This is a genomic window from Paraburkholderia rhynchosiae (genome assembly GCF_002879865.1).
Taxonomy (GTDB): Bacteria; Pseudomonadota; Gammaproteobacteria; order Burkholderiales; family Burkholderiaceae; genus Paraburkholderia; species Paraburkholderia rhynchosiae.
Genome location: NZ_PNXY01000025.1, coordinates 69,794 through 84,181, shown reverse-complemented (window position 1 = coordinate 84,181; position 14,388 = coordinate 69,794). Strand labels below are relative to the sequence as shown.

Annotated in this window: 14 protein-coding genes; 10 read left to right on the top strand and 4 right to left on the bottom strand. The window is 63.3% G+C overall.

The window, feature by feature from the left end; all coding sequences use genetic code 11:
- Positions 1-80: 80 nt before the first annotated feature.
- The 5 genes from C0Z16_RS27570 (at position 81) to C0Z16_RS27550 (ending at position 5,015) form a co-directional block, all read left to right on the top strand.
- Entirely contained in the window at positions 81-773 is a 693-nt protein-coding gene (locus tag C0Z16_RS27570) for a CDP-alcohol phosphatidyltransferase family protein (RefSeq protein WP_102635228.1), read from the top strand.
- Positions 770-1,615 carry a HalD/BesD family halogenase gene (locus C0Z16_RS27565; protein ID WP_102635227.1) on the top strand — a complete coding sequence of 282 codons (846 nt, stop codon included), beginning with the start codon at positions 770-772 and terminating at the stop codon, positions 1,613-1,615. The genes C0Z16_RS27570 and C0Z16_RS27565 overlap by 4 nt, the downstream gene beginning before the upstream one ends.
- Positions 1,612-2,631 (top strand): lysylphosphatidylglycerol synthase domain-containing protein, encoded by a 1,020-nt coding sequence (locus C0Z16_RS27560; protein WP_102635226.1) that lies wholly within the window; start codon positions 1,612-1,614, stop codon positions 2,629-2,631. The genes C0Z16_RS27565 and C0Z16_RS27560 overlap by 4 nt, the downstream gene beginning before the upstream one ends.
- A gap of 27 nt (positions 2,632-2,658) precedes the next feature.
- Complete coding sequence (locus C0Z16_RS27555) at positions 2,659-3,423, top strand: phosphocholine cytidylyltransferase family protein (RefSeq protein ID WP_102635225.1); 765 nt, start codon at positions 2,659-2,661, stop codon at positions 3,421-3,423.
- 188 nt (positions 3,424-3,611) lie between these two features.
- Positions 3,612-5,015, top strand: coding sequence for an MFS transporter (locus tag C0Z16_RS27550; protein ID WP_102635224.1), 1,404 nt, complete (start codon positions 3,612-3,614; stop codon positions 5,013-5,015).
- Between the two features lie 27 nt (positions 5,016-5,042).
- Here C0Z16_RS27550 and ehuA read toward each other — a convergent pair whose 3' ends face one another.
- The 4 genes from ehuA to ehuB form a co-directional block, all read right to left on the bottom strand.
- The gene (gene ehuA / locus C0Z16_RS27545) at positions 5,043-5,870 is read right to left on the bottom strand and encodes an ectoine/hydroxyectoine ABC transporter ATP-binding protein EhuA (RefSeq protein ID WP_279635083.1); all 828 of its coding nucleotides are present in this window, start codon (positions 5,868-5,870) and stop codon (positions 5,043-5,045) included.
- A 62-nt stretch (positions 5,871-5,932) separates the two neighbouring features.
- A complete protein-coding gene (ehuD, locus tag C0Z16_RS27540) occupies positions 5,933-6,592 on the bottom strand; it encodes an ectoine/hydroxyectoine ABC transporter permease subunit EhuD (protein ID WP_102635222.1) in 660 nt (219 codons plus the stop codon).
- The gene (gene ehuC / locus C0Z16_RS27535) at positions 6,589-7,248 is read right to left on the bottom strand and encodes an ectoine/hydroxyectoine ABC transporter permease subunit EhuC (protein ID WP_102635255.1); all 660 of its coding nucleotides are present in this window, start codon (positions 7,246-7,248) and stop codon (positions 6,589-6,591) included. The genes ehuD and ehuC overlap by 4 nt, the downstream gene beginning before the upstream one ends.
- Positions 7,249-7,355: 107 nt before the next feature.
- Positions 7,356-8,210, bottom strand: coding sequence for an ectoine/hydroxyectoine ABC transporter substrate-binding protein EhuB (gene ehuB, locus C0Z16_RS27530; protein ID WP_102635221.1), 855 nt, complete (start codon positions 8,208-8,210; stop codon positions 7,356-7,358).
- A 311-nt stretch (positions 8,211-8,521) separates the two neighbouring features.
- Here ehuB and ehuR point away from each other — a divergent pair, with 311 nt between their 5' ends.
- The 5 genes from ehuR to doeB all read left to right on the top strand — a co-directional run bounded on the left by ehuR (position 8,522) and on the right by doeB (position 14,384).
- A complete protein-coding gene (gene ehuR / locus C0Z16_RS27525; protein WP_102635220.1) occupies positions 8,522-9,919 on the top strand; it encodes a MocR-like ectoine utilization transcription factor EhuR in 1,398 nt (465 codons plus the stop codon).
- Positions 9,920-10,093: 174 nt separating this feature from the next.
- On the top strand, positions 10,094-11,098 hold the full coding sequence (gene eutB / locus C0Z16_RS27520) for a hydroxyectoine utilization dehydratase EutB (RefSeq protein ID WP_102635219.1): 1,005 nt from the start codon (positions 10,094-10,096) through the stop codon (positions 11,096-11,098).
- The gene (locus C0Z16_RS27515; RefSeq protein ID WP_102635218.1) at positions 11,095-12,096 is read left to right on the top strand and encodes a cyclodeaminase; all 1,002 of its coding nucleotides are present in this window, start codon (positions 11,095-11,097) and stop codon (positions 12,094-12,096) included. Before eutB ends, C0Z16_RS27515 begins: the two co-directional genes overlap by 4 nt.
- A gap of 9 nt (positions 12,097-12,105) precedes the next feature.
- Positions 12,106-13,332 carry an ectoine hydrolase DoeA gene (gene doeA, locus C0Z16_RS27510; protein WP_102635217.1) on the top strand — a complete coding sequence of 409 codons (1,227 nt, stop codon included), beginning with the start codon at positions 12,106-12,108 and terminating at the stop codon, positions 13,330-13,332.
- A gap of 5 nt (positions 13,333-13,337) precedes the next feature.
- Entirely contained in the window at positions 13,338-14,384 is a 1,047-nt protein-coding gene (gene doeB, locus C0Z16_RS27505) for a N(2)-acetyl-L-2,4-diaminobutanoate deacetylase DoeB (protein WP_102635216.1), read from the top strand.
- Positions 14,385-14,388 lie beyond the last annotated feature (4 nt).

Below are 14,388 nucleotides of genomic sequence, written 5' to 3'. Positions count from 1 at the left end.
GCGTTCCCAAGCCCGACGAACCGCAAAGAAACTAACGGGAAGAAAGCAATCTTTCGCGATCCCGTATATATTTCCGGGTTATGAATTCGAGACCCCAAACTCCAATTAATGTTCCGCCGCCCAGAACCTGGGACGCGCGGCTAGCCCGCCGACTCGTGACGCCGCTCGTGAACACGCGAGTCACCCCCAATCATCTGACTACGCTGCGTCTCCTGATCGGAGTGGCAGGCGCGCTGTGCCTCGCTCGCGGCGGGTTCGCGTGGACCAATGCGGGTGCGGTTCTTATCGTGCTGTCGAACTTCGTCGATCACACCGACGGCGAACTGGCGCGCATCGGCGGAAAGTCGAGCCGCATCGGTCATTTTTACGACCTCGCTTGCGATGCGCTCGTCACCGTCATGTTGTTCATCGGCATGGGCATCGGCGCGGGTGCTTCGAATATCGGCGGACTCGCGGTCGCGCCGGGTTGGCTCGGCGCTCTCGCCGGCATCGCCGTCGCACTGATTTTCTTCCTGCGCATGCGCATCGAGGAAATGGCGGGCAAGGCGGGTACGAAGCAGGCCGCGGTCGGCGGCTTCGAAACGGAAGACGTGTTGTATCTGCTGCCCATCGTCACGCTGACGAGCGTCGTGATGCCGTTCGTCGTAGTCGCCTCGATCGGTGCGCCGCTTTTTGCGGTGTGGGTCATGATCGACTATTGGCGCGTGGTGCGCCGTACGGCGAAGCCCGTCGCCGGAACTGCGGAAACGCATCAAGTGTGGGCCGGCAAATGAGTACACATGCGAGTACACACGCCGAAGAGGACGTGGCCGCATCGATTTCCGCTGAACCTGCAGTGGCCGACTTGCGGACCGCACCGGCGGCGCCGGATGCTGACCGTGCGGTCGCGAGCCGCACCCGCACATTCGACAATCCGCGTCTGCGCAAGGCCTTTGCCGATCAGGGCGCCTTCCTCTATCTGGAAGATTTTCTGGCACCGGAAGTGACCGCGCAACTCGTGCATAGCGCGCGGGCGCTGCTCGACGAAGTCAACCGCAACTATCTGCCGGGCCACAAGCAGGGTGGCAGCGTAAGCCGCCATACGATCGACCGCCTTGCGCCGTTCATCGCAGAACTGTACCGTTCGCAGGAACTGATCGGCTGGCTGGAGCAACTGAGCGGCGACAAGCTGCAAGTGTCGCCGGCGGACGATCCGCACGCGTACGCGCTGTACTACTACACGCGGCCAGGCGATCACATCGGCTGGCACTACGATACTTCGTACTACGACGGCCGTCGCTACACGCTGTTGCTCGGCGTGATCGACGAATCGTCGTGCCGGCTCGACTACGAACTGCACACGCGCAATCCCGATGTGCCGGATGAGCCGGGCTCGGTGCAGATTCCGCCCGGCGGGCTGGTGTTTTTCGACGGCGACAAGCTGCGCCATCGCATCACGCCCGCCGGCCCGAACGAAATGCGCGTGTCGCTCACCTTTGAATACGTCACGGACCCGAACATGCGTCCGTGGCGCCGTCTGATTTCCAACATGAAAGATGCAATCGCGTATTTCGGCTTCCGCCAGGTGTTTCGCCAGATGACTCAGGCGAAAACCCGCGGCAAGGACCGCGCATGACTCGCGCGGCCTTGATTCTGCTGTCGATCGGGACGGCGCTGTTTGTCGGCCTGCTCGCGTGGCAGGGTTTCGGTTCGGTTGCGTCGACGCTGCTCGCGGCCGGTTGGGGGCTTGCGCTCGTCGCCGCGTTCCACGTCGTGCCGCTCGCGCTCGACGCCGGCGCGATTTCCGTGCTGTTGCGGCGGCGCCGCGACGGCGTGCATCACGATCTGCCGCTGCGCGACGGGCTGTTCGCGCGCTGGATCGGCGAATCGGTGAATAGTCTGCTGCCGGCCGGCCAGATCGGCGGGCCGGTGGTGATGGTACGGCAGCTCTCGCAGCGCGGCATGCGCATGCGCGACGCGGCGGCCGCCATCACGGTGAGCACGACCGCGCAGGCGCTCGCGCAGATTGTTTTCGCGCTGCTCGGGCTGTTGATGTTCGGCGCGTACGCCGCGCACGGCGCGCTGCATGACCTGCGAACCGCGACCCTGATTGCGACCGCCGTGCTCGGCGGGATGATCGTCGGCTTTTATTTTGCGCAACGGCGCGGACTGTTCGGCCGGCTGCTCGGCATGCTGTCGAGGGTATTCGGCAAGCGCGACTGGTCCGGCCTGATGACGCGCGCCGAAGCCGTCGACGCCGCCGTGCAGGCCATGTATCGCGAGCGCGCCCGCGTGGCGGCGAGCTTCGCGCTGAGCCTCGCGGGCTGGATCGTCGGCACGGTGGAAGTGTGGCTCGCGCTGCGCTTTCTGGGTCATCCCCTCGACTGGGTCGACGCGCTGCTGCTCGAAAGCGTCGGTCAGGCCATTCGTGGCGCTGCCTTCATGATTCCCGGCTCGCTCGGCGTGCAGGAGGGCGGCTATCTGCTGCTGGCGCCGCTGGTGGGCCTGCCGCCCGACGCGGCGCTCGCGTTGTCGCTCACCAAGCGCGCACGCGAAATCCTGCTAGGCTTGCCGGGTCTGCTGGTCTTGCACTTCAGCGAACGAAGCTGGCAAAGGCGGCGTGCTCTCGGGCGCGTTCCCGCTGTCGATTAAACTCCGTATCTTTTCAAAGGACCGCGCATGCGTGCCATCATCCTCGCTGCGGGCCTCGGCCTGCGTCTCCAGCAACCGCCGGAAGCCCAGTTCCCGAAGTGCCTGTTGCAGTTCGACGGCATGAGCCTGCTCGAGCGGCATCTGCAAATGCTCGAAACCGCCGGCGTGACGGACGTCGTGCTGGCGCTCGGTTTTCAGCCCGAGTCGGTGCAGGCGGAACTGGCGCGCATCAACTGGCCGCACAAGGTTGAAACGGTGCTGAACACGCGTTACGGCCTGGGCAGCGTGCTGACGGTGCACACGGTGGCCGAGGCGCTGACGCGCGGCGGCGACGTGCTGCTGATGGACGCCGACGTGCTCTACGACGAGCGCATTCTGGCCGCGCTGGTTGCGGGCGACACAGTCAACCGTCTGTTGATCGACCGCGAGTTCGAAGCCGGCGACGAGCCCGTGAAGCTGTGCCTGAAAGACGGCGTGCCCGTCGAGTTGCGCAAGCAGCTCGCGGTCAATCTCGAGTACGACACCATCGGCGAGTCGGTGGGTTTCTTCCGCTTCCGCCAGGAAACCGCGCAGCGCTTTACGGAAATCGTGGCGGGCTATATCGACAGCGGCCGGGCCAACATGCCGCACGAAGAAGCCGTGCGCGATCTGCTGCTGGAGCGCAGCCAGGTGTTCGATACCGCCGACGTGACCGGCGCGCCGTGGATCGAAATCGACTTCCCGAACGACGTCGCCCGCGCGACCACCGAGATCCTGCCGCAGTTGCAGCCGCTCGTCAGCGCGTCGCGCTGAGTTTCACTACGCGTCACACGTTACACGTCATGCAGGTCGCGCACGACGTGCCGCGAAGAGCCGGCTCGATGCCGGCTCTTCGTCATTCGAGGGTTATCCAAGAAGGCTTCGCGCGATAACATTCGTTGCCGCTGCAATGCCATAATCGACGCTTTATCTCGACGGCCTTGCAAAACGTCGCTCTGCTAATGCCTTTCGCTTTAGGCGCTTTCATTGTTCCGCTGATCGTCGCGTGTGCGATGTTCATGGAAAACGTGGACGGCATGGTCATCGTGACGTCGCTGCCCGTCCTGGCGCGCGATCTCGGTCAGGATCCCATCACGCTGAAGCTGGCCGTCACCGCGTATGTGATCGGCCTCGGTGTATTCATTCCGGTCTGCGGCTGGGTCGCGGACCGCTTCGGTTCGCGCACGGTGTTTCGCACGGCCATCGGCATCTTCATGGCCGGCTCGCTGATGTGCGCGGCGTCGACTTCGCTCGGCATGTTCGTGGTTGCGCGTTTCGTGCAAGGCATTGGCGGCGCGATGATGGTGCCGGTGGGGCGCATCATCATTTTCCGTTCGGTGCCGAAATCGGAGTTCATACGCGCGGTCAATTATCTGACGGTGCCCGCCCTGCTCGGCCCCGTAGTCGGCCCGCCGCTCGGCGGCTTTATCACGACCTATCTGCATTGGCGCCTGATCTTCTTCGTCAATATTCCGATCGGTTTGCTCGGTATCTGGCTCGCCAATAAACACATCGCCAACGTGCGCGAAGCGCATCCTGGCCGGCTCGACTGGACCGGCTTTCTGTTGTCCGCGAGCGGCGCGTCGCTGTTCATGCTCGGGCTCTCGCTGGTGGGCGGCGAACTCGTGCCAAACATTGTGTCGTTCAGCATGTGTGCTGTGGGTGTCGTACTGCTGGTGGGTTACGTGGTCTACGCGAATCGTGTGGAGTTGCCGGTGCTCGATCTGCGCCTTCTGCGTATTCCGAGTTTTCACGCGAGCGTGGCGGGCGGGTCGCTCTTTCGCATCGGTCTCGGCGCCGTGCCGTTTCTGTTGCCGCTCGCGTTGCAGGAAGGCCTTGGCATGACCGCGTTCGTGGCGGGATCGATCACGTGCGCGTCGGCATTCGGCTCGATCTTCATGAAGGCGGCGACCGCGCGCATACTTCGGCGCTTCGGCTTTCGCACTGTGTTGATGTTCAACGCGGGCTGCGCGGGCGTGGCTATCGCGATCTACGGCCTGTTCTTTCCCGGCACGCCGCACTGGTTGATCTGGTGTGTAGTGCTATTCGGCGGCTTTTTTCCGTCGCTTCAGTTCACGTCGTTGAACACGTTGGCGTATGCCGACATTCCGAGCCGCGACGTGGGCCGCGCGACGAGCGTCGCAAGCGTGATCCAGCAGCTTTCGCTGGGGCTCGGCGTGACCATCGCGGGAATCGTGCTGGAAATTTCGCACAACGTGCAGGGTCATTCGAGCATCGTGTTCTCGGACTTCTGGCCGGCGTTTGTGGTGGTCGGCCTGTTCTCGTTCATGTCCATTCCGGTTACAGCACGTCTGCCGCACGACGCGGGCGAGGAAATCGCCCGCGGCCGTCGCGGCACTGCATGACCGCAGCAAGAGCGAAGCTTGACGGCATCACACCGCTTCCTTCACCGCCCGCAGGAACTGCTGCGTGCGCTCATGCTGAGGCGCGCTGAAAAACTGCTGCGGCGGCCCTTGCTCGATGATCTTGCCTTGCGAGAAAAAGCACACACGGTCCGCGAATTCGCGAGCAAAGCCCATTTGATGCGTGACCATCAGCATCGTCAGATTGTGTTCGCTGCCGAGGCGCCGGATCACGTTCAGCACTTCGCCGCACAGCTCGGGGTCGAGCGCGGAAGTCACTTCGTCGAACAGCATGACCTTCGGCCGCATCGCGAGCGCCCGTGCAATGGCCACACGCTGTTGCTGTCCGCCCGATAGCTGCGACGGATAGTGGTTGCACTTATCCTCGAGCCCGACGAGCGACAGCAGATCGCGAGCGCGTTCGGTGGCTTCCTTGCGCGACAGGCCCAGCACCTGCATTGGCGCTTCGATGGTATTGGCGAGCGCCGTCATGTGCGGAAACAGATTGAAGCTCTGAAACACCATGCCGATCTTGCTGCGCACACGCCGCAGGTGTTTGAGCGACGCCGGCACCAGCACGCCATTCCTGTGCATATGCGTGAGTGGTTCACCATCCACTTCGATCATGCCTCCGGTCAGCGGATCGAGCGTCATCAGCACGCGCAACAGCGTCGATTTGCCCGAACCGCTCGGGCCGATGATCGCGACTTTCTCGTTGCGGGCAATTTCCAGATTGAGTTCGTCAAGCACGGTGAGCGCGCCATAGCGCTTCGTCACGCCGGCGAAGCGCACCATCGGCGCCTCGCCCGGCGCGCCGGCCTGCGGGTCGCGTACGGAAGCGGGATCGTCTCGTTTCATCGGGTTCTCCACGGATAAGGCCGAATGGGGCGGGGTGAGGGCATCGAGGTCGGTCTTCACGGTCATGGCAACCTCAGGCCGTATTCGAGCCGCCGCACGAGGTGCGCGAACGTCACGCTGATCAGCAGGAAGAAGATGCCCGCGAGCGTGATCGGCTCCAGATAGCGAAAGGTCTCCGAGCCGATGTTCTTCGCCTGCTGCATCAGTTCGACCACGGTGATCGCCGAGAGTACGGGCGTGTCCTTGAACATCGCCACCAGATAATTGCCGAGCGCGGGAATCACCGGGCGAATGGCCTGCGGCAGAATCACGCCGCTATACGTGCGCCACGGCGACAGCGACAGCGCGCAGGCCGCCTCCCACTGGCCGCGCGCAACGCCGTTCAAGCCCGCGCGATACACCTCCGACGTGTAGCACGCGTAATGCAGCGCGATGCCCACGGTGCCCGCCGTCAACGCGGACATGGTGATGCCGTACACCGGCAGCACATAGAACAGCACGTACACCTGAATCAGCAACGGCGTACTGCGAATGAATTCGACGATAAACCCAACCGTCCGCGATACCGCCTTGACCGGGCTGCGCCGCAGCACGGCCAGCACGAGCCCGAGCACCAGCGCAATTGCAAAACCAATCAACGTGATGAGGATGGTGTACATCGACGCGCGCAACAGCGCAGGCAGAATCTGCGCGGCGTAATGCAAATCGAAGAAGCTGTTCATCGGACGGCCCTCTGGATGATGCCGTGGCTCACCCGGCGTTCGAAATGCCGCATCAGCGCGACGAGAATCTGCGCGAGCACGAAGTAGATGACCAGCGTGAGCATGAAAATCTCGGCGGTCTTGAAGGTCGCCTCGTCAAGTTGACGCGCGCGGAACGTCAGGTCCGACAGCGTGATCAGCGATACGAGCGACGTACCCTTGAGCAGTTCGATCATCAGATTGGTGGCGGGCGGCAGCGCGTTGATCATCGCTTGCGGCAGAACGATACGGCGCATTCTGGCGAGCGGCGACATGTTGAGCGCGAGCGCGGCCTCGAACTGACCGCCGGGCACCGAACGCAACGCGCCGCGCAGAATCTCTGAGCCGTACGCGCCATAGTGCAAACCGAGTCCGACGATCGCAACGGTGAACGGCGTCATCTCGATGCGAAACGGCGGCAGAGGCAGCACGAAGAAAAACCAGAACAGTTGCACCAGCAACGAGGTGCCGCGAAAGATTTCGACGTAGGCATTGCCGAGCCAGCGCAGCGGCGTCCACGGCGCGAGTTTGGCGGCAGTGCCGACGAACGCCATCACGATCGCGAGCACGGTGGCACACGCGGCGATCTCGATCGTCACAAGCGTGCCTTGGAGCAGCAGGGGATACAGTTCACGCATGGCGGTTCCTCGCTTGCATGACGGCGCGTGCATGACACGCGCCTTTAACTTCAGGGCCGGCGTTTGCCGGCATGCGCAATGTGCGATGTGCGACTCGCTTGATTCGCTTACTTGCCGCAAATCTCGGCGGCGGTGCGCGTTGTCACATTCGTTTTGTCGAAGCCGAACGGTGCCACGGTTTGCAGATGATCTGCCGTGCCGAGCCACTCGTGCAATTGCTTGTTGACCGCATCGCGCAGATCCGCGTCTTCCGGACGGAACGCGAGCGCGCCATAGCCGGTGTGCTTCGGATCGTCGGTGAACTTCACGACGGCCTCGACCTGGTCGGCGGCTTTGGCGGCCAGGCCCTTCATGGTCAGCGCGGTGCCGGCCGCGGCGTCGGCGCGGCGGGCGCGCACGGCTTGCAATTGCGCGGTCGTGTCGGGCACCTGCATGAGCTGCGCGTCTTTCACGCCGGCATCGCGCGAATTGGCGAGTTCCACCGCGCCGGCCATCACTGCGAGTTTGACGTCGGGCTGCTTGCCGACATCGCCATAGCTGTGAAGATTCTTCGGATTGCCTTTGAGCACCAGCAGCGTGTCCTGAATCTGATACTGCGGATCGGCGAAGGCGACCTGCTTGCAGCGCTCCGGCGTGATGTACATGCCCGCCGCGATCACGTCGAAACGCCCCGCGCGCAGACCGGGAATCAGCGAGCCCCATTCCGTCAGCACGCCGTCCACTTTCTTCACGCCCATCTTCGCGAAAATTTTTCGGGCGATTTCCGGCGATTCGCCGGTCACTTTGCCGTCCGGCGTGGTGTATGCGAACGGCGCTTCATTCGCATAGCCGATACGCACTTCGCCAGTGCGCTGGATGCGCTGCAACGTCGTTTCCGCCGACGCATGTTGCGTCGGCATGGCCAGAGTCGCCGCGGCGACGCAGAGGGCTCCCAGCAATCCTGAAGTGCGCTTCGCTTTCATATCGATTCCGTTGTGTGGCGTGATGAATGGCGTGTGAATGCCGCGGCGCATCCTGCGCGCGGCAAGGCGAAGGGCCGGCGATACCCGCGCTTCATTGGCCTCGCGCCGTAACCCTGAATGCAGCATACAAAGCCAATTTTTTATTGCGATTGCTCTAGGACAATAATTTTCCCAGCCTGTTTGGCGGCAGTATGGGAGGCGTTGGCACGTCGCATTGCGGGCTTGTAGGCACAGCTCGCAGCAAGGGTATACGACGACAGGACAGGCGCTCGTGACACGGGCTCGCAACAGTGGAACGGTGGAGGGCGGCGGTGATTGAGCAGTGGCGTGATGCAGTGCGCGCGGTGCATGGCGTGGAGTCGAAATACAAACGGCTGGTGAAGGCCATTGCGGGCGATATCGAGAGCGCCTCGCTGCCCGCGGGCGCGCGGCTGCCGCCGCAACGCGATGTCGCCGCCGAACTGGCGATCAGCGTGCAGACCGTGACCAATGCTTACAAGGAGCTGGAGCGGCAAGGGCTGATTCGCTGCGAGGTGGGACGCGGCAGCTTCGTGGCGGCGCGCGTCACGGAGACCATGTCCAACTATATGCTCGACACGGCCGAGCGCTCGGTGGTCGACTTTTCGATTGCGCGGATCATCCACACGGCGGAGCACGACGCGATGTGGCGCAAGGTGTGCGCGACGCTTTCCACACTCGACGATCAGCCGTGGATTCGCGCGTTCCGTCCGATTGCGGGCTTCGAGCATCATCGGCAGGCGGGCGTCGCGTGGCTTGCTTCGTTGGGCATGCCGGCTTCCGCGGATACGCTGCTGGTGACCAATGGCGCCGCGCACGGCATCTTCCTCGCGCTGGCCTCGCTCGTGGGTCCTGGCGACACCGTGCTGTGCGAAAGCCTGACCGATCACGGCGTGATCGGCTCGGCCAATGTGCTCGGCTTTACGCTGAAGGGCCTGGAGATCGACGAATACGGTATTCACCCCGAACACTTCGAGGAGATGTGCGACAGCGAGCGGATCAGCGCGCTCGTCTGCACGCCCACGCTGAACAACCCCACTGTCGCGATGATGCCCGATTCACGGCGCCGCGCGATTGCGCGAATCGCGGAGCGCTACGGCGTGTACATCATCGAGGACGACGTGTACGGCCCGTTGCCCGCCAAGGCCGCGACCCCGATTGCGAGCCTGATTCCCGAGTTGTCGTTCTACTGCACGAGCATGACGAAGTCGGTGCTGACCGGCTTGCGCATCGGCTATCTGACCACGCCGCGGCGGCTCGCGCTGCGCGCCGAAAGCGTGCTGCGCGTGAGTAGCTGGATGGCCACGTCGCCGATGGCGGAAGTGGCGACACGCTGGATCGTCGACGGCACCGCGGAGCGACTGGTGCAGATACAGCGCGAACGTTTGGGGCGGCGCCAGGCGCTATTGCAGCAAACGCTCGGCGGCTATGTGCTCGGCGCCCATCCGCAAGCCTTGTCCGCGTGGTTGCGCGTGCCCGAGCACTGGCAGGCGGAACGGCTAGTCAGGGAACTGCGCAATCGCGACATCGCCGTGACTTCCGCCGATCCGTTTCTGGTGCGCGGCGCGGATCGGCCAAACGCAGTGCGTGTCTGCGTAGGTGCTGAAGTGAGCGACGAAACGTATAAGGCCGCGTTGGAGACGATGCGCGAAGTGTTCGAACAATATCCGCAGGTGCACGATTTCACGTGACTTGCGTCAGCGTCTTCAAGAACGTCGCCCGAAATGAACTAGGACAATAGAAATCGTTTTTTAGAACATTAGACTGGGCTGCATTGAAAACGATGCGGCCACAGCCGGCATGACGCTTCAGTCATCGCGCAGCAGTGACGGCATCGAATTGAACCCTTTCGTGCAGGGCCGTTCATGTCCGTTCTGTCGCTGGCCGATGTCTACCGCGCGCGTCGTCGTATCGAGGGGCGCGTGTACCGTACGCCGCTCATCGAATCGCCGAGCCTGTCGGCAATCGCCGGTATGCCGGTCTTTCTCAAGCTCGAAACCGTGCAGCCGACAGGCAGCTTCAAGCTGCGCGGCGCGTCCAACGCACTCGCTCAACTTGCCGAGCAGGGCTGTCGCAAGGTCGTGACCGCATCCACGGGAAATCATGGCCGTGCGGTGGCGCACGCGGCGCGCGCGCTCGGTATCGAAGCGACGGTCTGCATGTCGGCGCTCGTACCGGAGAACAAGGTCGAGGCGGTGCGCGCGCTTGGCGCCCACGTGCGCATTGCCGGTAAGAGTCAGGACGACGCCGAGCACGAAGCGTTGCGGCTCGTGCGCGAAGAGAGCTTTGCTTATGTGCCGCCCTTTGACGATCTCAACGTGATCGCGGGCCAGGCGACCATCGGACTTGAAATCGTCGAAGCGTTGCCGGACGTCGCGCATATTGTCGTGCCGTTATCCGGTGGCGGTCTGTTCGCCGGCGTTGCATTCGCCGCCAAAAGCACGGATAGCGCGATCCGCATGAGCGGCGTGACGATGGCGCGCGGCGCCGCGATGCATGCGAGCCTCGCGGCTGGGCGGCCTGTGCTTGTCGATGAAGTCGAAACGCTGGCCGATTCGCTCGGCGGCGGCATTGGACTCGAAAACCGCTACACGTATCAGCTCACACGCGATTTTATCGACCACACCGTGCTGCTCGACGAGGCCTCGATTGCACGCGGCATCGTGCATGCCTACGAGCAGGAGCGGCTCGTCGTGGAGGGCGCGGCGGCAGTCGGCATCGCGGCGCTGCTGGACGGCAGGCTGCGCGACTCGCGTGTCCAACGCGGCCCGCTGGTGCTCATCGTGACGGGCTCGAACATCGACATCAATCTGCATCGGCGCATCGTTAGTGCGATGCCCGCGCAATCCCATTCCTATCAAACGCCATGACGTCCATCACATTGCTCGGCGAAGCGCAGCTTCGCGAACTCGTGCCGCTCGACCTCGCGGTAATCGATCAGGTCGAAGCGGCTTTCCTCGCGCTGGCAACCGAAGATGTCGCGATGCCGCCGATCCTGCGCCTCGATTTGCCCGCGCAGAACGGCGAGGTCGACGTAAAGACTGCGTATCTGCCGCGCTTTGACAGCTTTGCGATCAAGGTCAGTCCCGGCTTCTTCAACAATCCCGCGCTCGGTTTGCCGAGCCTGAACGGTTTGATGCTGGTGCTGTCGGCAAAGACCGGTTTGACCGAAGCGGTACTGCTCGATAACGGCTATCTGACAGCGGTACGCACGGCAGCCGCCGGCGCGGTCGCGGCGCGCTGGCTCGCCAGGCAGCATACGCCGCAAGTCGCGGTGCTCGGCGCCGGCGAACAGGCGCGTCTGCAACTGCAAGCGTTGATGCTGGTGCGCCGAGTCGAACATGTTCGCGTGTGGGCCCGCAGCCCGGCCAACGCGCAGCGCTTTGCCGAAGAAGCGACCGCCACACTCGGCGTGCGCTGCGAAGCCGCGCGCGATGTCGGGCACGCGCTCGCCGAAGCGGACGTGGCCATTACCACGACGCCGAGCCGCACGCCATTGGTCGGAGCCGCACATCTGCACGCCGGTTTGCATATCACCGCAATGGGCTCGGACGCCGAACACAAAAACGAAATCGCGCCGGCCGCACTGGCCGGCGCGCGCTACATCTGCGACCGCGTGCAACAGACGCGCGTGCTCGGCGAACTGCATCACGCGCTGAATGCTCGCGCGATACAAGCCGACGCCGCGATTGCCGAATTGGGCGAGGTGATCGCGGGCAAGGCCGTGGGCCGCTCGACCGATAGCGACGTCACGATCTGCGATCTCACCGGCACGGGCGCTCAGGACACGGCGATCGCCGCGCTTGCATTGCAGCGGGCGCGTGCCGCAAACGCAGGAATGATTTTTCGTAACGATGTGAAGCGCTGAGAGGGGACGATGTCAGAGACAACACAACTGGAACGCAACCTGAACGATCAGGCACCGGCCGTGCGATTGCCGTTCGAACGCGCGGAATACGACACACGTATTGCCAAAACGCGCAAGGCGATGCAGGCCGCCGGGATCGAACTGCTGATCGTGTCCGACCCAACGAACATGGCATGGCTGACCGGCTACGACGGCTGGTCATTCTATGTACATCAATGCGTGCTGCTTGCGCTCGACGGCGAGCCGGTATGGTTCGGCCGCGGCCAGGATGCGAATGGCGCGAAACGCACGGTATTCATGCAACACGATCAGATAGTTGGTTATCCAGATTACTACGTGCAGTCCGCCGTGCATCATCCGATGGACTATCTTGCGCGTGAAGTGATCGAGGCGCGCGGCTGGGGCGCGTTGAAGATCGGCGTGGAAATGGATAACTACTATTTCAGCGCGGCGGCTTATCGTTCGCTTGTCAAGCATCTGCCGAAAGCGAAATGGCAGGATGCGACGAGCCTCGTGAACTGGCAACGCGCGGTGAAGTCGCCGCGCGAGATCGAATACATGCGTGTGGCGGCACGCATTGTCGAAGCGATGCATGCGCACATCGTCGAGCGCATCGAACCTGGCATGCGCAAGAACGATCTCGTAGCCGAGATCTACTCGACAGGCATTCGCGGCGTGGAAGGCCACGGCGGCGACTATCCGGCTATCGTGCCGTTGTTGCCGACCGGCGCCGATGCCGCCGCGCCGCATCTCACCTGGGACGACACGCCGTTTGTCGAAGGGGCGGGTACGTTCTTCGAAATCGCAGGTTGCTTCAAGCGCTATCACTGTCCGCAGTCGCGCACCGTGTATCTCGGCAAGCCGCCGAAGCATTTCATCGACGGCGAGCGCGCGGTGGTCGAAGGCATCGAAGCGGGTCTTGCGGCGGCCCAACCGGGCAACACGTGCGAGGACATTGCCAACGCATTCTTCGCGATGCTGCATAAATACGGCATTGAAAAGAACAGCCGTTGCGGCTATCCGATCGGCGCGAGCTATCCGCCGGATTGGGGCGAGCGCACGATGAGCCTGCGCCCTGGGGACAAGACGGTCCTCGAACCCGGCATGACTTTTCACTTCATGCCGGGACTCTGGCTCGACGATTGGGGACTCGAAATTACCGAAAGCATCCTGATTACGGAGAACGGTGTGGAGACGTTCTGCAATACACCGCGCAAGCTGTTCGTGAAGGAGTAGTGCATATGCGCGCATCACCCATTCAGCCGACCGTGGATTTCGATGCCCACGGCGAACAACACGGTTTTCTGAAACTGCCGCATTCGCACGACGCCTCCGCATGGGGCGCCGAGATGATTCCGATCACGGTGATCCGCAACGGCGACGGGCCGACCGCGCTGCTCACCGGCGGCAACCATGGCGACGAATATGAAGGGCCGATCGCGCTGTCGAAGCTCGCAGCAACGCTGAAAGCCGCGGACGTGAAGGGCCGCGTCATCATCGTACCGTTCATGAATTTTCCGGCGTTTCGCGCGGGAACCCGCACGTCGCCGATCGATCGCGGCAATCTGAACCGCAGTTTTCCCGGCAAGCCCGACGGCACGATAACCGAGAAGATCGCCGATTATTTTCAGCGCTATCTGCTACCGCTTGCCGATTATGTGCTCGATCTGCATGCCGGCGGACGTACGCTCAACTTCGCTCCGTTCGCCGCGATTCATCTGCTGCCGGACGAGCGTCAGCAGGCGCGCTGCGAAGTGGCGATGCGAGCGTTCGGCGCGCCTTATTCGATGCGGATGTTGGAACTCGATAGCGTCGGCCTGTTCGATAGCGCGGCCGAGGAAGCGGGCAAAGTGTTCGTGTCGACGGAACTCGGTGGCGGTGGCTCGGCGACGGCGCAAAGCGTGGCAGTGGCCTCCCGCGGCGTGCGCGGCTTCTTGCAGCACGCGGGCATTCTCACGCGGGAGGCAAGCCATGACGTAAGCCATGAGCCGGGCAACGAAGCCACGCGCACCACAACACTTCTCGACATGCCTGACGGCACCTGCTTCACGACCAGCGAACACGATGGACTGCTGGAGTTGTGCAAGGACCTCGGCGAGATGGTCGAAAGCGGCGAGGTGATCGCGCGGGTCTACGACGCGTCGCGTACTGGCGTTACGCCGGTCGAATATCGCGCGCGCCGCGGCGGCCTGCTCGCGGCACGGCATTTTCCGGGGCTCGTGCGAATCGGCGATACGGTGGCCGTGGTGGCCCATGTCGTCGAACGCGGCATACCGGTGAACGTCTGAGCGC

Bases quoted from the DNA above. Each gene is read 5' to 3' on its own strand.
- ehuC (WP_102635255.1), bottom strand. From the start codon at position 7,248: ATGCGTGAACTGTATCCCCTGCTGCTCCAAGGCACGCTTGTGACGATC.
- C0Z16_RS27515 (WP_102635218.1), top strand. From the start codon at position 11,095: ATGACGTCCATCACATTGCTCGGCGAAGCGCAGCTTCGCGAACTCGTG.
- C0Z16_RS27555 (WP_102635225.1), top strand. From the start codon at position 2,659: ATGCGTGCCATCATCCTCGCTGCGGGCCTCGGCCTGCGTCTCCAGCAA.
- doeA (WP_102635217.1), top strand. From the start codon at position 12,106: ATGTCAGAGACAACACAACTGGAACGCAACCTGAACGATCAGGCACCG.
- C0Z16_RS27570 (WP_102635228.1), top strand. From the start codon at position 81: ATGAATTCGAGACCCCAAACTCCAATTAATGTTCCGCCGCCCAGAACC.
- doeB (WP_102635216.1), top strand. From the start codon at position 13,338: ATGCGCGCATCACCCATTCAGCCGACCGTGGATTTCGATGCCCACGGC.
- ehuD (WP_102635222.1), bottom strand. From the start codon at position 6,592: ATGAACAGCTTCTTCGATTTGCATTACGCCGCGCAGATTCTGCCTGCG.
- eutB (WP_102635219.1), top strand. From the start codon at position 10,094: ATGTCCGTTCTGTCGCTGGCCGATGTCTACCGCGCGCGTCGTCGTATC.
- ehuB (WP_102635221.1), bottom strand. From the start codon at position 8,210: ATGAAAGCGAAGCGCACTTCAGGATTGCTGGGAGCCCTCTGCGTCGCC.
- C0Z16_RS27560 (WP_102635226.1), top strand. From the start codon at position 1,612: ATGACTCGCGCGGCCTTGATTCTGCTGTCGATCGGGACGGCGCTGTTT.
- C0Z16_RS27550 (WP_102635224.1), top strand. From the start codon at position 3,612: ATGCCTTTCGCTTTAGGCGCTTTCATTGTTCCGCTGATCGTCGCGTGT.
- ehuA (WP_279635083.1), bottom strand. From the start codon at position 5,870: ATGAAACGAGACGATCCCGCTTCCGTACGCGACCCGCAGGCCGGCGCG.
- C0Z16_RS27565 (WP_102635227.1), top strand. From the start codon at position 770: ATGAGTACACATGCGAGTACACACGCCGAAGAGGACGTGGCCGCATCG.